The sequence below is a fragment of the Paractinoplanes pyxinae genome, from assembly GCF_026626335.1.
Classification (GTDB): domain Bacteria; phylum Actinomycetota; class Actinomycetes; order Mycobacteriales; family Micromonosporaceae; genus Actinoplanes; species Actinoplanes pyxinae.
Map to the genome: position 1 here is coordinate 127,807 of NZ_JAPNTZ010000014.1, position 18,971 is coordinate 146,777.

The following is an 18,971-nucleotide window of genomic DNA, read 5'->3' on the forward strand; positions in this document are numbered from 1 at the left end:
GCGCGAGGCGGGCGGCGGGAGGCTCTGCGGATGGAACCGCCAGAGATGATCAATGCCGGTGAGCTGGTGCTCAAGCGCTGGGAGCTCGAGTGGGCCCCGGCCGCCGTCGAAGCCATCCAGGAATCGCTGCCTGAGCTGCGGCAATTCCTTCCGTGGGCCACCGACACGTACGGGTTGGAGGAGTCCCGCGAGTACATCGCGCGGTCGCGGGCCGACTGGGACGCCGGCACCCAGTACAACTACGCGATCTTCACCGCGATCGGCGAGCTCGCCGGCTCGATCGGGCTCATGACCCGGATGGGTCCGGGGGTGCTCGAGATCGGCTACTGGACCAGAACGCCGTACGCGGGAAGGGGTTTCATGACCGCGGCGGTGCGGGCGCTCACCCGGGTCGCCCTGACGCTGCCCGGGATCGAGCGGGTGGCGATCAAGCACGACGAGGCGAACAAGGCTTCGGGCGCGGTGGCCATCAAGGCCGGGTTCGCCGAGGCCGCCCGCGAGGACCGCGAGGTCGAGGCGCCGGGGGAGAGCGGCACGACAATCATCCGCATCTATCCGTCGGTTGACTCGTCCCCGCCGGCTACCGCCTGAGAGATTGACGGACTCCGCTGCGACGCATAAGTTTCGAGGAACCTCCGGAAGTTACGGGTACGACATCCATCGATCGTTCCTCGAAGGAGTCCATATGAGAAACGCAGCCCGGGCCGTGGTGGCCGTCCTCGCCACCACGGCAACTCTCAGTTTTGTGGTTCAGCCGGTACAGGCTCATCCGCAGGCCAAGACGCTCCGCTCGGTAGCGCCCCGAGACTTGCGGATCGGCACCGCGGTCGCCGGCGGCGGCCACCACCTCGACCAGCCCTACCCCGACCCGTTCACCTACGACAAGCCCTACCGTCGGGTGCTCGCCAAAGAATTCAACTCGGTCTCGCCCGAGAACCAGATGAAGTGGGAGTTCATCCACCCCGAGCGGAACAAGTACAACTTCGGGCCGGCCGACGCGATCGTCCGCTTCGCGCGCCAGAACGGCCAGGTCGTCCGCGGTCATACCCTGCTGTGGCACAGCCAGAACCCGGCCTGGCTCAACGAGGGCACCTTCACCGACGCGGAGCTGCGCTCGATCCTCAAGAAGCACATCTTCACGGTGGTCGGCCGCTACAAGGGCAAGATCCAGCAATGGGACGTGGCCAACGAGATCTTCAACGAGAACGGCGAGTACCGGCCGGAGAACATCTGGATCACCCGGCTCGGTCCGGGCATCGTGGCCGACGCCTTCCGCTGGGCCCACCAGGCCGACCCCAAGGCGCAGCTGTTCCTGAACGACTACGGCGTCGAGTGGCCGGGAGTCAAGGTCGACGCGTACGAAGCTCTGGCCAAGCAGCTGCTGGCCCAACGGGTGCCGCTGCACGGCTTCGCGTCGCAGGCCCACCTGAGCATGCGTTATGGCGCGCCCGACCAGCTGGCCGGTGTGCTCCAGCGCTTCGACGACCTCGGCCTCAAGACCGCGATCACCGAGCTCGACGTGCGCATGGACCTGCCCGAGGGCGGCGTGCCGACCGCCGAGCAGCTGCAGACGCAGGCCTCGTACTACAAGACCGTGCTCGACGCCTGCCTCGCGGTCGACGACTGCAACTCGTTCACGATCTGGGGCTTCACCGACAAGTACTCGTGGGTGCCGGTCTTCTTCCCGGCCGAAGGCGCCGCCACCGTGATGTGGGAGGACTTCGGCAAGAAGCCGGCCTACTACACCCTGCGCGACACGCTGGCCCGCGCCCGTCGCTGATCACCCCCGCCTGCCCTGGCCCCCCGTTCCCAGGCCAGGGCAGGCGTGCGGGTCAAGCCCTTTCGTCGGCCCGCTTTCTCACCGTGCGGTTCAGGTCCGGCCGTCGAGCACCTTGCGCAGCGCTAGGGTCAGGCCTGCTCGTCGAGCACCTTGCGCAGCGCTAGGGTCAGGCCTGCTCGTCGAGCACCTTGCGCAGGGTCGCCGCGAAATTGTCGGGGTCGCCCTGCTGGCCGTACTCGCCGCCCAGGAAGCCGCCGTGGTGGCTCGGGAACGACGTCGGCTCGACACCGAGGCCGGCGGCCACGCCCTCGCCGCCGCGGTGCGCCAGCTCGTCGACCGATTCCTCACCCACGCCGATCACGATGCGCGTGGAGGCGGCGCGCAGGGCGGCGAAGTCGGGCTCGTAGTGCGTACAGGGAATCAGGTTCTGCGACAGCAACACGTCGTCACGCGAACCGTCGTCCTCGGCGGGCATGCCGAAGTCGGCCGGGCCGGGGCCGGGCTGGTCGATCCAGCCGGCCGGCACCTCGCCCTTGTGGCTGGTGATCAGGATGAACTTCACCATCGCCGGGCCCATGCCCTCGCGCTGATAGAGCTCGGCGATGCCCTTGGTGGCGGCCGAGGCGTTCTCGCGGTCGGGTAGCACGGCCAGCACCGGCGGCTCGTGCGCGACCAGCGTGCGCACCTGCTCGGGGTGGGCGGTGACCAGCGCGAGCGCGTTGACCGCGCCGCCGCTGGAGGCGAAGACGTCGACCGGGCCGCCGCCGACGGCGTCGATGACCCGGCTCAGGTCGTCGGCGTGCTGCTCGGGGGTCGTGGTGGTCTGGCCGGCGGTGAACTTGCTGCGGCCGATGCCCCGCGGGTCGTAGGTGACCACCTTGCGGTCGGCGAAGTGCCCGGCCAGGGTGGTGAAGCCGACCGCGTCCATCGGCGAGCCGACCAGCAGCAGGGTGGGGCCGTCGCCCGGGCGCACGTCGTAGGTGACCTCGGCGCCGTCGGTGGTGAGGGTGTGCGTCTCAGCAGTCATGCCCCTAGGACTTCTGTCTCTTCGCGAACTCATCGGCTCTCGTGGGGAAATTCTCGCGGCTTCCCGAGCCCGGCGGGAGCTACTTCGGTACTGGGTGCGACCCCGACCTTCGTACCGGCTCCGATGCGCTTCTGTATCGGCCGAAAGTCGCAGTCGGCGCTTGCCCGAACCAGTTCCTTGGCCGGATGTGCCGGTCGGCGGGATCGGCCACTATCGTCACCGGAACTTCAGACGGGAGGGTCACATGACCATGGAGGACGACAACCGGCCGGCGCGGCAGCGGGTCGCCCTGACCGGCATCAGCTCGCGGGCCTGGGAGCATCCGGCCGATCGGGGCGCGCTCACCGCGCTGCGCGAGCTGCGCGGCTTCGACGACGTGGTGCGCGGTCTGTTCGGCATGTGGAACGAGCGGGGGTTCCGCCTGTCGTACCTGGCCGGCGCCATCCGGGTCGACCACCGGCAATACCCGCGGGTGCACGGCCTGTTCGCCGAGGCGGCCGACTCGCTCGACGTGGCCGAGCGGCCTGAGCTCTACGTCAGCCAGCAGCCGATCATCACGAGCAAGGCGATCGGGATGGACAAGCCGTTCATCGTGATCAGCACGGGCGCCGTCGAAAAGCTGGACGACGACGAGCTTCGTACGCTGCTCGGGCGCGAGATCGGCCACGTGCGCAGCGGTCACGCCGTCTACCAGACGATCCTGACGATCCTCACTCGCTGGGTGACGAACGTCAGCTGGCTGCCGGTGGGCGTGATCGCGCTCCGGGCGATCATTGCGGCGATGTACGAGTGGTGGCGCAAGGCGGAGCTGTCGGCCGACCGGGCCGGGCTGCTCGCGGCGCAAGACCCGGCGGCCTCGCTGCGGCTGTTCATGAAGCTGGCCGGCGGCGGCGACCTGTCGCAGATCGACACGGCGGCCTTCCTCGAGCAGGCGGCGGAGTACGAGGGCGGCGGCGACCTGCGCGACAGCATCCACAAGATCGGCATGACCGCTTTCAGCAGCGAGCCGGTTCCGGTGGCCCGCGCCGCCGAGCTGCAGAAGTGGGTCGACTCGGGCGACTACGGCCGCATCCTCGGCGGCGACTACCCGCGCCGTGACGACGACCGGGACGCCTCGGTGACCGCGGACGTGAAGGCGGCCGCGGCCAGCTACCGCGACTCGTTCCATGACTCGCCCGACCCGCTGGTCACCTTCGCCCGGAAGGCCGCGGGCGGGGCGGCCGACCTGGTTGGGTCGGCGGCGCGCGGGGCTCGCAACTGGGCCAACGGCCGCGGCAACAACGGGGACGGCGCCTGACCGTCCGGCGGCGGCGCGGAATCGAGGCCGCGCCGCCGCCGGGGGATCAGGCCTCGTCGTGGGCGGTCATCGTGTCCTGGCGGCCGGGCTCCTCGCGCAGGATCGCCGCGTTCAGCCACTCCTCGGGGATGGCGAAGGCGTCGACCAGGGTGGTGAACTGCGGGCGCAGCTGGCGCAGCAGGTCGTTGACCATGGCCGTGACCGCCTTCGACCGGGCCGGCATCAGGCGCTGATGCTCCAGGTACCAGCCCTTGTTGGCCTCGATCGTGCTCAGGACGTAGAGGTCGGCGACCTTCGAGAGAAGCGCGCGGGCCTCGTCGTCGGCGGTGCGGTCGATGCCGGCCACGAAGGCCTCGAGCACGATCCGGTCGATGTGCGCGCGGGCCGCCTCGAGCACGTGGTCCTGCACGTCGTTGAAGATGTCGAACTGGCGGGCCTTCTTCTGGCCGGCGCCCGCACGCAGCCGCCGGACGGCCCCTTCCAGCAGGTGCTTCTCGCGGTCCTCGAACAAGGCCAGGTGCCAGCCGCGGTCGGTCAGCGCGACCTCCTCGTCGCGGCCGGGCACGGCGTCGATCAAACGCTGGATCAGGCCGCGGGCTGCTGTGCGTTCGAAGACCATCGAGCGCACCTGCTCGGCGACGAAGGTGGCGCGGCCCCAGCCGTCGAGCGAGCCGAACGCGTCCTTGTAGCCGGTGAGCAGGCCCTTGGCGACCAGCTGCAGCAGTACGGTGTTGTCGCCCTCGAACGTCGTGAAGACGTCGGTGTCCGCCTTGAGCCCGGGCAGCCGGTTCTCGGCCAGGTAGCCGGCGCCGCCGCACGCCTCGCGCGCGGCCTGGATGGCCCGGGTGGCGTGCCAGGTCTGGGCCGCCTTGAGGCCGGCGGCGCGTGACTCGAGCTCGCGCTGGCGGTGCTCGTCGACCGGGCCCTCGGCCGTCTGCACCTCGTGCAGCGTGGCCACCAGCTCGTCCTGGGCGAAGTGCAACGCGTACGTGTGGGCCAGGTTGATGCCGAGAATGCGCTGGTGGGCCAGGTAGTCGTTGAGGGCGATCTCGCGGGACTCGCCGGGGGCGGCGAACTGACGGCGCGACTCGCCGTAGCGGACGGCGATGGTGAGCGCGCTCTTGGCGGCGTTGGCAGCCGACCCGCCGACGACCACGCGACCGCGGACCAGGGTGCCCAGCATGGTGAAGAAGCGCCGGACGTCGTTGTCGATCGGGCTGGTGTAGGTGCCGTCGGGCGCCACCTGGCCGTACCGGTCGAGCAGCATGTCGCGCGGCACACTGACGTGGTCGAAAGACAGGCGGCCGTTGTCGACGCCGAGCAGGCCGGCTTTGTGGCCGTCGTCGCCGATCGTCACGCCGGGCAGCGGGTTGCCTTCGTCGTCGCGGATCGGAACCAGCCAGGCGTGTACGCCGTAACGCTTGCCGCCGGTGATGAGCTGCGCGAAGACGACGGCCAGGCGCCCGTCGCGGGCGGCATTGCCGATGTAGTCCTTACGCGCGGCCTCGTGCGGGGTGTGCAGGTCGAATGTCTGAGTCGACGGGTCGTACGTGCACGTTGTGCGCAGTTGTTGCACGTCCGAGCCGTGGCCGGTCTCGGTCATCGCGAAGCAGCCGAGCAGGTCGGCCGAGATGATGTCGCGCAGGTAGCGGTCGTGGTGGTGCTTGGTGCCGAGCGCGGTCACGGCGCCGCCGAACAGGCCCCATTGCACGCCTGCCTTCACCATCAACGACAGGTCGATCTGGGCCAGCATCTCCGCCGCGACCACCGAGCCTCCGGGGTCGGACTGCCCGCCGTACTCGATCGGGAAGCCGGCCGCGACGCCCGGGTCGGACGGAAGCTGCCGCAGCAGCCGGGTGACGCGTTCGCGCGCCTCGTCGATGGTCTCGCCGGGCACTGCCACGAACTTGTCACCGGCGAGTTCGGCGCGGGCCGCCTTGCGGACGTGCGCCCACCGGCCATCGAGCACTTCTTGCAGACGCGAGCTGAGCATGTCGCCCTCCACCCTTTGTTACTGACGAGTAGCAACCATACCCCGCGAGTCTGGGAGTCAACCGTCAGTCATCGGCCTGCGCCTCGGCCATCGAGCGGGGCGCCGGCACATCGGTGAAGCGGAGGTTGCCGGCCGGCACCATCCACGTCATGACCTGCACGGCCAGGCGGCCCGCGCGCACCGCCGGGTCGGCGTTGCTGAGTTCGCGGGCCGTCTCGGGGTCGGTCGCCATCACCGAGATGCCGCGCAGCCGCTCGTCGTCCTGGCCGACGAGCGGGCCGCCGCCGATCAGATAGCCGCGGTCGCGCAGATCCGCGCGGAAGGCGAGGTGGGCGTCCTGCAGCGCGTCGGCCTCGGCCTCGCTCAACTCCGGCGCGTCCGGCGGCCGCACCAACAACACGAGCGTGTGCTGATCGAACCTCATGCGCGCAGCCTACGAGCATTCCGTGCAGGCTAGGCGTACATGAGGTGCAGCATCATGCCCGCTTCGGCGTGGGGCAGGTTGTGGCAGTGGTTGGCCCACATGCCCGGGTTGTCGGCGCGGAACGCCACCTCCCACACCTCGCCGGGGCGGACGTCGAACGAGTCCAGCCACAGCGCACTTCCGGTCGGCGCCTTGCCGTTACGCGCGAGAACGAGCACATGATGGCCGTGCAGATGCCAAGGATGAACGACCAATGAGCGGTTGACGATGGTCAGCCTGACGACTTCGTCGCGATGGACGACCTGGGTCGGGATGTCGGGATCGGCGGCGCCGTTGACCGTATGCGCGTATCGGGGCAGCAAACCGCGCAGGTCGAGGCCACGATCGAGCACCAAAGTGAGCGAACGGTCAATGTGCGACCAAGGTGCGCGTGAATGAGCGCCATAAGTGAGCGGATCGAACACCGGCCACGCGCCCGGCGTCGGCGGCACCGGGCCAGTCGAGTGGACGAGACGCCCGTCGACGAACAGCGCGGCCGGAGCTCCGGTGAGCACATCGAACCGGCCGCCGGCGGGAATCAGCAGAGCGGTGTTCTCCAGCGGGGTGGGGCCGTCCAACTTCACGCCGTCGATGGCGACGACCCGGAACGGTGCCCCGGCGACCGCGTATCGATGGGTGGTGCTATCCGTATTGATCAGCCGCAGGCGCACGGGCGTGCCCGCAGCGAGCTGGGCGGTCGTGGGCTCGGGCAGCAGCCGGCCACCGAGCGTATGAAGGGGCACGGTGACGTCCGCGCATGACCCGTTCGGGACTGCGCATTCGTTGTCGCCAGTGGTCGCTGCGCCCGGCGCCGGGCGGACCACCAGAACCCCGTACAAGCCCATGCGGACGCCGATGTCGGAGGCGGAATGCGTGTGGTACCAGTAGGTCCCAGCTTGATCAGCCTTGAACCGGTAGACGAACTGCCCGCCGGGCAGCACAACATCCTGGGTGACGCCGGGCACGCCGTCCTGATCGTTCGGGACGTCGTAGCCGTGCCAGTGCAGCGTGACGCCACGATCGATATCCCGGTTGCGCAAGGTCACCTCAAGGGTGTCGCCCACCGTGACCGCAATCTCGGGGCCGGGCACCTGGCCGTTAAACGCCCAAGCGCCGTCGATCGTCCCGGCCGTCAGGGTCAAACGTTTCGTCGGCCCGTTCACAGCCTGACGCGACGTGGTCGTTGTTGCGGCCGCCACCGGCACATGGCGGTGCGGTGGCTCAGGGGAGGCGGTCGCAATCACGGCGAAGCCGGTGCCGGCCACGAGTGCGACAACGGCCACCGCCACGCTCGGACGCGATGTCCGCCGATGCAGCAAACGCCACGTCACCGCAGTGGCCGCGGCAATCCCGGCCACCGTGAGTAATGCCGCCGCCGCCGAAACGGGATAGCCGTGCAGAACCGTGACCAGCACCGCCCCGGTCGCCGCAAATCCGGCGAAAAAGAGCGCCACCGGCGTACGCCGGACACCGACCACAACCGCCGCCAGCGACAGAGGCGCGGCGATCACAACCTTCTCCGCCGCGAACCACCAACCGGCCCGGGCCAGCGCGACCGTGGTGGCCGCCCGGGCGAGGGTGGCGACCAGCGCCAGGGCGGCCAACCCGGTGGCGATCCGCCGTCGCCCGGCGACCGCAGTCCCTCCGGCCCCGAGCCACCCCGCGGCCGCCAGCACCGCGATCACCAGGTCGGCGGCGATGATCGAACCCGTGGTCATGTCGGCTCAGCCGCTCCGAGAGAGCCGGCCGGCGCCGGTTCCGAAGCGTCGGTCGAGGCCGGCTCCTGAACGCCCGACGACGCCAGGCGGCTTGCCCCGCGGACGACTCCGACCACCACGTGCACGGCGATGATCCCGTTCACGGCGTGCAGCCCACCGAAGATCAGGCCGACCACCGTGCTGCCGCCCGTCTCGTCGGCGAAGGCGTCCGGCAGCGCGGCCAGCAACGCCTGCAGCAGGGTCAGCCCGAGCGGCAGGATCGCCATCCCGATCAACTTCCCGGGCGCCTTGGCCAGCACAGCGAACAAGGTTGTGAGCAACACCAGCGCCGGGATCACGGCCATGCCGGTGAGGCTGTGCAACACGTACGCACTGTCGCTCGAAGGTTCGGTGAACGCGCCGACAGCCGCGAACACGAACTGAACGGCGAACACGACAAGCGTGATCGTGCTGACGACAACGAACGCCCGGCGCATCACGGCCTCCCGGAGGGGACGAGCGTCTGCGCTACATGCTCGGTGGCCGCCATCGCGCCGTACGCCAGCAGTCGTACAAGATCGGTGTCGGACGGATGCGTAAGCCGCCACAATGCGACATCGCCCGGACTGATCGCGGCCGGCGCGAACGCGGCCAGCAGCCCGATCCGGGCGCCCACCCGGTCACGGCCCGGCAGCTCGCGGACGAGGTCGGTGGCCCACTCGCCGGGCCGGTCCGGGTGCCGCCCGTCCTCCCAGCTCACGGTGGCCACGACGGTTTCGCGTGCAGCTTCGCTCAAGAGCGCACCACCGCGCTCGGCGGCTGTCCGCAACGACGCATAGGCCACGCCCACCGGGCTGTCACCGGCCCAAGCCGGCGGTTCCGCACCCGGGTCGTCAAGAAGCGCCAGGCTCCGGCCAGGTTCCTTCGGCTCTCGCACAGTCCGCGCATAGAACCGGCCGCCGGCCGACCGCACCGCCGGGAACCGCTGCAGGCCGCCCGGCAGCAGGTCCGGGGCGAGCAGCGCCGACACCATCCGGTTGATGAAGTGGAACGCCAGCAGGGTGCCGGTGATCTCCGGGCAGTACGGGCTCGACCACCTCGACGCCCGCGGACTGCGGCTGTCCGCCGCCCACCGGGCGAGCGTCGCGTGCCGCGGTCTCGGCGGCGGATCGCCGCGAGCGATCACTTCGGCCAGTTCGTGCTCGCTGAGCGCATGCAACAACGTCACATGCGCGTCCGTGCAGAACGAGCAGCGATTCGTGCGCGAAACGACAGCTGCGATCAGTTCGCGCTCAACCCGGGAAGCGCCGCCGGCGAGTAGCGCCTCGCGCATCAACGCCCAGGTCGCGGTCAGAATCTCTGGTTCGGCCGAGAGGGCCTGGAAGGTGGGCAACGGTCCGAGCAAGTCTTCGCGCAATTGTCCGTAGACGTGCGCGGTGCGGCCGGTCGCCGCCTTGGCCATCGAGGGTGTGAAGAAGCGGTATGTCATGGCATCCGATGCTCGGCCCGACGCCCCGCGAAAGCGTCCTGCCTCAGTAGACACTTCCCGATCACCCGATACCGCGGCCGTAGTACGCGACTTCTACCGCGCCGGAGGGACGCCTCAGGACCATTCGCCGTCCTAGAGTGCGAAACGTGCTCTACCTACTCGGCGGCGTCGTGCTCGGCGGTTTCCTGCTGGCCAACGCCGCGATCGCGCCCGACGCCGGCCCGGTGGGAGCGATAGACGTCGCTCTCGTTCTGGTCATGGCGGCGGCGTTGGCCGTTTGCCGTCATTTTCCGGTGTCATCGCTCATCGTGGTGACCGCGAGCATGCTGACCCTGCACGTGCGCGTGCACGCCGGGGTGTCGGCTGCCTTCGCCGTGCTGGCGACCGTCTACATTGCCGCCTGGCGTGGCTATCGGGCAGCCGCCGCGGTGACCAGCCTCGTCTTCCTCGGCGGCTTTCTCGCGTACGACGTGTCAGTCGCCCCCGAAGGCCAGCCCGGCCAGCAGATCGTCGAGCGTACGACGCTGCTTCTGGGTTGGTTCGTGGCCGCCAACGTGGCGGGGCTGGTCGCCCGGCAGCGGCGCGCCTACCTGGAGCAGGTCGAGCAGCGAGCGGTCGACGCCGAACGCACCCGCGAGGAAGTCGCACTGCGCCGGGCGGGGGAGGAGCGCCTGCGGATTGCGCGCGACTTGCACGATTCGCTCACTCACAGCATCTCCGTCATCAAGGTGCAGGCCGGAATCGCTGTGCATCTTGCGCGCAAGCGTGGCGAGGAACCGCCGGGTGCGCTGCTGGCGATCCAGGAGGCCGGTGGCGCCGCCATGCGCGAGCTGCGCGAAACGCTCGAGGTGTTGCGATCGCCGACCGAGCTGAGCCGAGCCGGGCTCGAGCGGGTCGAAGAACTCGCCGAACGAACCCGGGCGGCCGGGGTGCCGGTGCAGCTGACGGTCACCGGCGGGCCGGCGGAACTGCCGGCCGAGGTGGATCAGGCCGGCTACCGCGTCGTGCAGGAGGCGCTCACCAACATCGCCCGCCACGCCGGTCCGGCCAGCGCCGAGGTGCACGTGGAGTACGCGCCGGCCCGGCTGACCGTCTCGGTGCTCGACGACGGTGAGGCGTCGGCCGACCGGCCGGTGACGCCCGGCGTCGGTTTGCGCGGCATGCGCGAGCGGGTCACCGGCCTGGGTGGCACGCTGCAAGCCACCCACCGCGACGGCGGCGGCTTCTCAGTACGCGCGACCTTCCCCCTGGACGGCGCCGCATGAACAGAACGTTGGCGCACGTGGACGGCGCCGCGTGAACAAAACGATGGCGCACGTGGACGGCGCCGCATGATCCGGGTGTTGCTCGCGGACGACCAGGCGCTGATGCGGGCCGGTTTCCGGGCTCTGCTCGACGCCGAGGACGACCTGGAGGTGGTGGGCGAGGCCTCCGACGGCGCCGGCGCGGTCGACCTCGCGCGGCAGCTCGAGCCGGACGTCGTGCTGATGGACGTGCAGATGCCGGGCCTCGATGGGATCGAGGCGACCGGGCGCATCGCAGCCGACCCGGCGCTGACCGGCGTACGCGTTCTGATGCTGACGAACTACGGCCTGGACGAGTACGTCTTCGCCGCCCTGCGCGCCGGTGCCAGCGGCTTCCTGCTCAAGGACGCCGACCCGGCCGACCTGCTGCAGGCGGTGACCGTCGTCGCCCGCGGCGACGCGCTGCTCGCCCCGGCAGTGACCCGCACCCTGATCAGCGAGTTTGCCTCCAGCCACCCGCCGGCTCACCCCACGGCCGGGCGGGACGTGCTGACCGCCCGCGAGCAGGAGGTCGTCGAGCTGGTGGCGCGCGGCCTGAGCAACGACGAGATCGCCGCTCACATGGTGATCAGCCCGCTGACCGCCAAGACCCACGTCAACCGGGCGATGACCAAGCTGCACTGCCGCGACCGGGCTCAGCTGGTGGTCTGGGCCTACGAGTCGGGGCTGGTCACGCCCCGGCGGCGCTAGCTCTCCCAGTCCAGCTGATGCTCGGGGACGCCCACCCGGCGCCCCCACTCGACCGCGGCCACGTACGTGTCGCGGTCGTCCGGCCCGTACCGGAAGACCTTGCCGGCGTAGACGACGACGTGGTCGTCACCGTCCTGGAAGTCGGCGTACCAACCGCCCTCCGGGTCGAGCGACCCGGCGAGCGCGGACGCCACCGCCTCGCCGTCGTCGGCCTCGAAGTCGATGATCGTCCAGAACCGGGGCTGGCCCGGCCCGGCCGAGTTGCCCTGGTCGACGCGGAAGACCTTGACGATTCGCGTGCCCGGCGGCGCGAACTCAGCGCCGGGCCGCAGCCCGTCGGCGATCATGCGGCCGTGAACCGTCACGCGACGAGGGCCCAGTGGTCCCGGCGGTGGCTGGGACGGGCGGCGTACAGCTCTTCGACCAGGCGGCGGGCCCAACGCATGCGGGGGACCGCGACGTCGGGGTGGTCGCCGTACTCACCGGCGACGTCGGCCGCGCAGCCGCGCACGCCGTGGTGGTTACGCACAGCTATGCGGATCGCGTCGTCGACCGCGTCGAACGAGGGGCGGCTGCCGGTGGCGAGCGGGCTCGTGAACAGGGCCTCGGCGCGAGCGGCGGTCAGAAAAGTCTTCATCGTCATCTCCTCCTCGGTGGTAGGACCAACGAGACGTCGGTAACTCATCGCTCAAGTTAGTCCTGGGGTACGACAAGTTTTAGGCCGCAGCCGCGTCGGAGCCAGACCGTCACTTTGCGTAGCCATGATGGGCGTGCCTCGACACCTCTGGAAACACGCCACCGGACGGGCACACCAACCTGACCGGACGGACGGCTGTCGTACGGCGTTCGATGGTTTACGCGCAGGTCGTCGCCATGATCCTGTACGAGGGCTGTGTGATCACGACCCGTGGCGGAGGCCCATCCCATGACTGCGACAACCGCTGCGGCCGATCCCACGGCCGTGCCGATACCGGCGGCCAAGCCGCCCCGCAACCGCTACATCGACACGCTGCGTGCACTCGCCATCGTCCGCGTCGTCGTCTACCACGCGTTCGGCTGGGCCTGGCTGACCTACGTGCTGCCGGCCATGGGCGTCATGTTCGCGATCGCCGGCTCGCTGATGGCCGCCTCGCTGGCCAAGGGCGGCGCGCGCAAGGCCGTCTGGTCGCGCATCCGCCGCCTGCTGCCCGCGCTCTGGACGTTCGCCGCCGTGGCGCTGCCGCTCATGTTCTGGCACGGCTGGTCGACCAGCGACCCCGACCACCCGCTCCACAAGCTGAACCTGATCTTCTGGCTGTTCCCGCTCGAGGACCCGCCGGGCAGCTCGTGGGGCGAGCCGTTCTGGGAGGTGCTCTGGTACCTCCGGGCGTACCTGATCTTCGTCCTGGTCTCGCCGATCCTGTACTTCGCGTACAAGAAGCTCGGCTGGGTCGTTCTGGTCCTGCCGCTGGCCGCCCTGGCCGCGCTGCACCTGACCGGGTTCCGGCTGCCCGACCCGATCGACGGCATCATGTGGGACTTCGTCACGTACGCCGCGTGCTGGATCGCCGGCTTCGCTCACCGCGATGGCCGTTTGCACAAGTTGCCGGTGTTCGTTTGGGCGTCGGTGACGGCCGTCATCGGCGGCATCGGCCTGTACTGGCTGTTCACGCACCCGACGGCGTGGGGCTTCGACCTCAATGAAGAGCCGATTGCGCGCACGATGTGGTCACTTGCGTTCGTTCTGATCGTTCTGCGCTTCCGGCCGACGCTCGCGGTGCTCGACAAGGCCAACTACAAGTGGCTGTCCGAGTCGGTGCGGGTCATCAACGCCCGCGCCATCACGATCTACCTCTGGCACTTCCCGCTGATCACGCTGGGCGCGCTGGTGCTCGAGCACTACCAGGTGCCGTGGGCGACGTTCCAGTACATCGTGTGGATGCTCGTGCTCGAGACGGCCATGGTGCTGGTCGCGGTGCTGCTGTTCGGCTGGGTCGAGGACGTGTCGGCCAAGCGCAAGGCGTCCCTGTGGCCGGCTGCTTCGCCGGCTCTGGCCGGTGCGGGCGCCCCGGCAGTGGCGGTTGCCGGCGCTTCGGTCACCCCGGCTGCGTCGGTCGCGGTTTCCCCGCGTACGGCGGAAAACCCGGCCGCCGGTCGGTCGGTGAACCCGGGCTACGGAGCCGGCGTGAGCGTCGACTTCCACAGCGCGGCCGCGCCACCCGCCGAGCCGGCGGCGCCGCGCAGCGGAACTGTGTACGGAAGCCGGGCCAGCGGGGCTGCCCGCGTGCCCGGCTCCGATCCGGAGAACCCGCCCCGCTAGCCCTTGATGCCGTTGACCGGTGGCACCGTGAGCGTCCGCTTCTTCGCGGTGCCGCCGAGCACAATCTTGCGCAGTGCGGTGTTGTTCGTTGCGCTCAATTCGCTCAGTTTGCCGGCCGGGTTGGCCTTCACCTGGATGTAGTACGTGCCGTTGGGCAGGCCGGTGATGTCGAACGACTGCCCCGGCCGGTCCTGCGTGTAGGTGTCGCCGTTTCCGATGTCGAGCACCTCGCGCACGCCGACCGAGTTCTCCAGGCCGCACGACGTCTCGAGATCGGTGTTCAGCGGCCGCCACTTGGCGAGCGGGATCGTGTAGTCCACCTGGTCGGTGTTGGCCAGGCAGAACGCTTCCTTGCCGCTACGCACCGCCAGCTTCTGATCCGACCGCAGCAGGTTGTACTGCGCGAAGTCGGTGAAGTGCCAGTGCTGGTGCCCGGCCCTCGCGTCCCACTCCATCGTGCCGGCCGGGGCGGCGCCGACCTGGTTGCCCTGGGCGTCGAAGAAGTACTGGTACGCGTCCATCAGGCCCTGGCCGCTGCGGCGGAAACCGTCGACCAGCAGCGGCGAGTTGCCCGCGTTCCACACCGTCGCACCGAAGTTGACGTACCACTTGTTCTTGGCGCCCTGCGAGATCGAGATACCCCACGCGGGCAGCGAGCGCAGGTCCGGCTTCGGTCCGTTGGCCGGCGCCTTCGCGGCGGCGGGCCGCTTGGCCGCGACCCGGTACTCCGGCCGGTAATCGGACACCTGTGGCCCATGATGTGCGTGGTCCTGCTCGTTCGTGAGCGATTTCTCGCTGAACTCGCCCTTCTTGACGGTCAGATTGAGCGATACGGACGCGTCCTTGAGCGCGATGCCGAACGCCTTCCGGTACGCCTCGTTCACCGTGACGCCGACCGTGTACTTGCCGACGGGCAGGTCGAACAGCTTGCCGGTCGGAGGCGCGTCCTCGGTCGAGGCGGCCCATCCGGCCTGGATGCCCCACACCGACCCGAGAGTGAACGGGTTTCCCTCATTGCACATGAGCGGATACGGCGTCTGCGCCGGCGCGTCCGGGCGGGTGCGCACCGAGTCGTACGTGTTCGGACAGAAGTTGGTCGTGTAGAGCCGGATCACCTTGCCCTTGGCGTCCTTGATCGTGACGGTCGAGAAGCGCTTGAGCCCGGACATGTCCGGGACGTTGGCGGCCGGCAGCCGCTTGTTGCCGCTCTTGCTGACCGCCTCGGCGATGATCGGCTCCGCGTACGACTTGCGCTTCGCGCGCACCTGGATCGGTTCCTGCCCGGCGACGACGTTCAGGCCGAGGTCGAGGCTGACCGCGAATTGATCGCCGGCGTCGTATCGCTCAGCCGTGACGTTCTTGCCGGCCGCCATCAACCGCGGCCCGGCCGGCGCCGCGGCCGCATCCGCGACCTGGATCCCCACCACGGCCAGCGTCGCGGGCATGACTCCCGCCAGCGCCGCCAGCCCCCACCTTCGAGCTCGACTCACGATCGTTCCCCCATTGGCCCGTACGAAATGAATGTGGGCCTATGAGATCGGGTGACCTGTGAGCTAGCTGTGAGCCCGGCCCCGACGAGGGTCGAATCAGCCATGTCTTGTCGGCGATCCGACCGTCTGAGCGGGCGAGACGGCGACGAGAGCCGACCGACAGTGGATCGAGAGCCGACTTTCCCATACTCGGTGCACCACAAGATCTATGCCGGAAATGGAGCAGTCAGTTGAGCCGACGCAAGGTGCTCGCCGCCCTCACGTCCGTCCTGACCGCGGTCGCGCTGGTGCCCGCCGCGACCGCACAGGCGAACCCGAACGACGAGTGGATCCGTCTCGTCAACGACTGGGGGTTCTCTCTGACCTCCCTCGATGAGGGCAACGGAACCCGAGCCGTCCAGGGCATCGAGATTCCCGTCCCCGGAACACAACCGTCGTACATGCAAGCCTGGAAGAAGGTGTCCGATGGTGGCTTGTTCCGGTTCCGAAGCGCCAGAACCAAGCACCAGTACGCGCTCACGGTGAACAGCGGAGTGGACTGGGTGAACAAACCGGTCAACGTCTACACCGACACGCCGGGCGACCCCGACCAGATCTGGCGGGCGATCCCGATCCCCGGAACCGCCCGGTACGAGCTCAAGAACCCGGCCAGCGGCAAGTGCCTCGGCTCCCCGGGGGACGTCCATGACAGCGGCGACCCGCTCTATGTCCTGGCGTGCAACAAGAACATGAAGAGCCAGCGCTGGTGGTTCAAGACCGACGGCTGATGCGCCTGTGCCTATGGGGCCGGCGCCTCCGGGGCCGGCGCAACGATTGGTCTCAGCGGGCCGCGACCGCCGGGGCTTCGGCGCGCTGGATCAGGCGTACGACATAAAGCAGCAGGAGGGCGAGCACCACTTCGATGCCTAGCCCGGTGCCGACGCCTCCAGCTTCGAGCAGCGAGAAGTTGTCGAAGTGGGTCACGTGGAACAAGAAGTGTGTCGCCACGTACACCAGATAGCCAACCAGCGACGTCAGGGCGACCTTGTTGTCGAGGGTCACGGCGGCGATGTAGAGGGTGGCGCAAAGCGCCAGGCCGAGGCCGCCGACGTCGGAGACCAGGTGCTGGTTGTACGGCGGGTCGAGCTCGACGGTCGGGAAGTTGTCGTAGAACGAGCGGGAGAACACGTACTGCCACAAGCTGACGAACGTTTGCAGGCCGGCCAACGTGAACAGGCCGCCGCGCAGCCACTTCTTCATGGTGTGCACGGTGGTGTCGGAAGATCCAGTAGTCATGCCTGAAGGACTATCGGCGGCCGCTATTCGTGACAGCTACCGCTTCCGAGCGCGCCGCGTGAGCACGAGGACGGCGGCCAGGGCGACTCCGATCAGGGCGACGGCGCCTGCCACGACGGCGATGTAGTTGAAACGCGGCTGGTCGTCCGGCGCGGCAACCACGGTCGGTTGCGGGCTGGCAGGTGCGGCTTCCGACGGCCCTGCGCCGGAGGACGGCGATGTTGCGGGGGAGGGCGACGGGGTCGCCGCCGGGCGGTCGGGCAAGGGATAGCGGAGGATGACCGGCGGTGTGCCGTCGCCGGACGACTCGGAGACGGTCAGCAGCGAGCGGCCGTCGGCGCTGTAGGTGACGGACTCGCCCTGCGGCTCGTCAGGCAGGGCGATCTGCTTGGGCTTTCCGGTGGTCAAAGCCTTGATCACATCGCCGTCCGGTACGTCGTACTCGAACGCGTCGGCGTAGGTGCGCAGGACGACGTGGCGCCCTTCGGGCGAGGTGGCGCCGCCGGTGACGACCGCCCGGCCCAGGAACGAGAACGGGTTGCTCGTGCTGGTCAACGGAACGGTCACCTCGCCCGCCTTGCGCATCGGGGTGGTGCCGCCGCGCTTCAACGCTCCGGCCGGCTCGTACAGGCCGGCCGTCCCGCCGCTCTTGGTGACGATGACCGGCGCGCCATCGGGCGCGATCAGCACGGCCTCGGCGTCGTGAGCGCCGTCCGGATATGTCAACCGGTAGAGGGTCGGTGTCTTGGCGCCCGGAGCCAGCCTCCACAGCGCGACCGTGCTGCGGCTCTCGCTGTTGTCGCCGATGTCGGCCACCCACAGCGTGCCGTCGGCCGCGCGGCCCAGGTCTTCCGTGTCGCGCGGCCGCGTCGGGTAACGCACAGTTTTCGTCACCTTGCACGAGCCGTTGAGGAAGAAGATCCGTCGCCGGTCGGCGAAGTCGGAACCGTCGTTGACGACCACAAAACCGTCGCCCACGGCCACCAGACCTGACAGTTCGTCCAACCGTTGGTCGCGAATCGTGCACACTCGCGCAGGATCGGCCATGGCGAAGGCCGGCGGCGGCGCAACCAGCGCCATGATGGTCGTCGCAAGGACAAGGACTGTTGTGCGCACGATGACCGATTTAACATCCTGGTCATGAGTCGCCCGACCATTTACGACGTGGCGCGCGAGGCGGGAGTGGCCGCCTCGACGGTTTCGCGTGCCTACGCGCGGCCGGGGCGGGTCAACGCGGACACCGCGCGGCGGATCTTCGAGGCGGCCGAAAAGCTCGGATACCGTACGGCGAACGCTCTTCAACCGCGTGCGGGCGCCGTGCAACACGCGATCGCGCTGGTGGTCGCCGACGTCACGAACCCGTTCTACGGCGACATCATCAAGGGCGCCTACGAGGCCGCGCGCGAGGCGGGCTATCAGCTGATCCTGTCGCACACCAACGAGTCTCCCAAGGTCGAGCGACAAACGATCGAGCAGGAGCTGGCCCAGGTCGACGGGGTGGTCATCGCCAGCTCGCGGATGACCGATTCGGCGCTGCGCATGGTGGCCAAGCAGAAGGCGGTCGTGCTGCTCAACCGGATCATCCCGGAGGCCAACTGTGTGCTCAACGACGCCGAACGCGGGATCCGGCGGGCCGTCGAGCATCTGGCCTCGCTCGGGCACGACAAGGTCACGTACGTGGCCGGCCCCGAGACGAGCTGGTCGGACGGCGTCCGATGGCGCGCACTGCGCCAGGCCGCGTCGGAGCTCGGCCTCGAAGCGCGCCGGATCGGACCGTACGAGCCGACGGTCCTCGCCGGTCTGAGCGCGGCGCTGCGCGTGGTCGAGACCGACGCCACGGCCGTGCAGGCGTACAACGATCAGCTCGCGATCGGCATCGTCAAAGGCCTTTCGCGGCTGGGCGTGACCGTTCCCGATCAGGTCAGCGTGGTCGGCTTCGACAACATCATCTTTGACGAGCTGGTCGAGCCGCAGCTGACCACGATCGCGTCGCCGCTCTACCGCATGGGGTTCACGGGCGTGCAGAACTGCATCGCAGTCGCCCAGGGGGCCAAGCCGAGCGGGCGGCCCCTTGTGCTGCCCGTCCGGCTGGTGGTGCGTGGCTCGACCGCTCAAGTACGACGGTTGAGCGTCCGGCCACGTTGAGCGTTTGTTGAGCGTTCTGCGC

The 18,971-nt window shown here is 69.3% G+C and carries 19 protein-coding genes; 8 read left to right on the plus strand and 11 right to left on the minus strand.

What is annotated here, in order from left to right:
- Positions 1 to 30: 30 nt before the first annotated feature.
- Both OWR29_RS34495 and OWR29_RS34500 read left to right on the plus strand, forming a co-directional pair.
- The gene (locus OWR29_RS34495) at positions 31 to 591 is read left to right on the plus strand and encodes a GNAT family N-acetyltransferase (protein ID WP_267567623.1); all 561 of its coding nucleotides are present in this window, start codon (positions 31 to 33) and stop codon (positions 589 to 591) included.
- A 94-nt stretch (positions 592 to 685) separates the two neighbouring features.
- On the plus strand, positions 686 to 1,780 hold the full coding sequence (locus OWR29_RS34500) for an endo-1,4-beta-xylanase (RefSeq protein WP_267567624.1): 1,095 nt from the start codon (positions 686 to 688) through the stop codon (positions 1,778 to 1,780).
- A gap of 166 nt (positions 1,781 to 1,946) precedes the next feature.
- On the opposite strand, the gene OWR29_RS34505 is transcribed toward OWR29_RS34500, so the two are convergent.
- Positions 1,947 to 2,807, minus strand: a complete 861-nt coding sequence (locus OWR29_RS34505; RefSeq protein ID WP_267567626.1) for an alpha/beta fold hydrolase — start codon at positions 2,805 to 2,807, stop codon at positions 1,947 to 1,949.
- A gap of 244 nt (positions 2,808 to 3,051) precedes the next feature.
- Here OWR29_RS34505 and OWR29_RS34510 point away from each other — a divergent pair, with 244 nt between their 5' ends.
- Entirely contained in the window at positions 3,052 to 4,104 is a 1,053-nt protein-coding gene (locus OWR29_RS34510) for a M48 family metallopeptidase (RefSeq protein ID WP_267567627.1), read from the plus strand.
- Positions 4,105 to 4,150: 46 nt separating this feature from the next.
- On the opposite strand, the gene OWR29_RS34515 is transcribed toward OWR29_RS34510, so the two are convergent.
- The 5 genes from OWR29_RS34515 to OWR29_RS34535 form a co-directional block, all read right to left on the minus strand.
- Positions 4,151 to 6,097 (minus strand): acyl-CoA dehydrogenase family protein, encoded by a 1,947-nt coding sequence (locus OWR29_RS34515; protein ID WP_267567628.1) that lies wholly within the window; start codon positions 6,095 to 6,097, stop codon positions 4,151 to 4,153.
- Positions 6,098 to 6,161: 64 nt separating this feature from the next.
- Positions 6,162 to 6,521, minus strand: a complete 360-nt coding sequence (locus tag OWR29_RS34520) for a YciI family protein (RefSeq protein ID WP_267567629.1) — start codon at positions 6,519 to 6,521, stop codon at positions 6,162 to 6,164.
- Positions 6,522 to 6,550: 29 nt separating this feature from the next.
- Positions 6,551 to 8,245 (minus strand): multicopper oxidase family protein, encoded by a 1,695-nt coding sequence (locus OWR29_RS34525; RefSeq protein ID WP_267567630.1) that lies wholly within the window; start codon positions 8,243 to 8,245, stop codon positions 6,551 to 6,553.
- A gap of 29 nt (positions 8,246 to 8,274) precedes the next feature.
- Entirely contained in the window at positions 8,275 to 8,754 is a 480-nt protein-coding gene (locus OWR29_RS34530; RefSeq protein ID WP_267567631.1) for a DUF6220 domain-containing protein, read from the minus strand.
- Positions 8,754 to 9,746 (minus strand): carboxymuconolactone decarboxylase family protein, encoded by a 993-nt coding sequence (locus OWR29_RS34535; protein ID WP_267567633.1) that lies wholly within the window; start codon positions 9,744 to 9,746, stop codon positions 8,754 to 8,756. Before OWR29_RS34535 ends, OWR29_RS34530 begins: the two co-directional genes overlap by 1 nt.
- 146 nt (positions 9,747 to 9,892) lie before the next feature.
- Between OWR29_RS34535 and OWR29_RS34540 the strand changes: the two genes are divergently transcribed.
- Together OWR29_RS34540 and OWR29_RS34545 are read left to right on the plus strand one after the other, a co-directional pair.
- Positions 9,893 to 11,011, plus strand: coding sequence for a sensor histidine kinase (locus OWR29_RS34540; protein WP_267567634.1), 1,119 nt, complete (start codon positions 9,893 to 9,895; stop codon positions 11,009 to 11,011).
- Between the two features lie 66 nt (positions 11,012 to 11,077).
- Positions 11,078 to 11,740: a response regulator gene (locus OWR29_RS34545; RefSeq protein WP_267567635.1), complete on the plus strand. Its 663-nt coding sequence runs from the start codon at positions 11,078 to 11,080 to the stop codon at positions 11,738 to 11,740.
- Here OWR29_RS34545 and OWR29_RS34550 read toward each other — a convergent pair.
- Together OWR29_RS34550 and OWR29_RS34555 are read right to left on the minus strand one after the other, a co-directional pair.
- Positions 11,737 to 12,105, minus strand: a complete 369-nt coding sequence (locus tag OWR29_RS34550) for a hypothetical protein (protein WP_267567637.1) — start codon at positions 12,103 to 12,105, stop codon at positions 11,737 to 11,739. The two genes, OWR29_RS34545 and OWR29_RS34550, sit on opposite strands and share 4 nt — an antisense overlap.
- Entirely contained in the window at positions 12,102 to 12,377 is a 276-nt protein-coding gene (locus OWR29_RS34555; RefSeq protein WP_267567638.1) for a hypothetical protein, read from the minus strand. The genes OWR29_RS34550 and OWR29_RS34555 overlap by 4 nt, the downstream gene beginning before the upstream one ends.
- A 288-nt stretch (positions 12,378 to 12,665) precedes the next feature.
- Here OWR29_RS34555 and OWR29_RS34560 point away from each other — a divergent pair, with 288 nt between their 5' ends.
- Positions 12,666 to 14,039, plus strand: a complete 1,374-nt coding sequence (locus tag OWR29_RS34560) for an acyltransferase family protein (protein ID WP_267567639.1) — start codon at positions 12,666 to 12,668, stop codon at positions 14,037 to 14,039.
- Here the strand turns inward: OWR29_RS34560 and OWR29_RS34565 are convergent.
- A complete protein-coding gene (locus tag OWR29_RS34565; protein ID WP_267567641.1) occupies positions 14,036 to 15,529 on the minus strand; it encodes a lysyl oxidase family protein in 1,494 nt (497 codons plus the stop codon). The two genes, OWR29_RS34560 and OWR29_RS34565, sit on opposite strands and share 4 nt — an antisense overlap.
- Positions 15,530 to 15,759: 230 nt before the next feature.
- On the opposite strand from OWR29_RS34565, the gene OWR29_RS34570 reads away from it, so the two are divergent.
- The gene (locus OWR29_RS34570) at positions 15,760 to 16,296 is read left to right on the plus strand and encodes an RICIN domain-containing protein (RefSeq protein ID WP_267567642.1); all 537 of its coding nucleotides are present in this window, start codon (positions 15,760 to 15,762) and stop codon (positions 16,294 to 16,296) included.
- 52 nt (positions 16,297 to 16,348) lie between these two features.
- Here the strand turns inward: OWR29_RS34570 and OWR29_RS34575 are convergent, their stop codons facing one another.
- Positions 16,349 to 16,804, minus strand: a complete 456-nt coding sequence (locus OWR29_RS34575) for a hypothetical protein (RefSeq protein WP_267567643.1) — start codon at positions 16,802 to 16,804, stop codon at positions 16,349 to 16,351.
- A gap of 36 nt (positions 16,805 to 16,840) precedes the next feature.
- Positions 16,841 to 17,809, minus strand: coding sequence for a hypothetical protein (locus OWR29_RS34580; protein WP_267567645.1), 969 nt, complete (start codon positions 17,807 to 17,809; stop codon positions 16,841 to 16,843).
- 135 nt (positions 17,810 to 17,944) lie between these two features.
- Here OWR29_RS34580 and OWR29_RS34585 point away from each other — a divergent pair, with 135 nt between their 5' ends.
- Entirely contained in the window at positions 17,945 to 18,949 is a 1,005-nt protein-coding gene (locus tag OWR29_RS34585) for a LacI family DNA-binding transcriptional regulator (protein WP_267567646.1), read from the plus strand.
- Positions 18,950 to 18,971 lie beyond the last annotated feature (22 nt).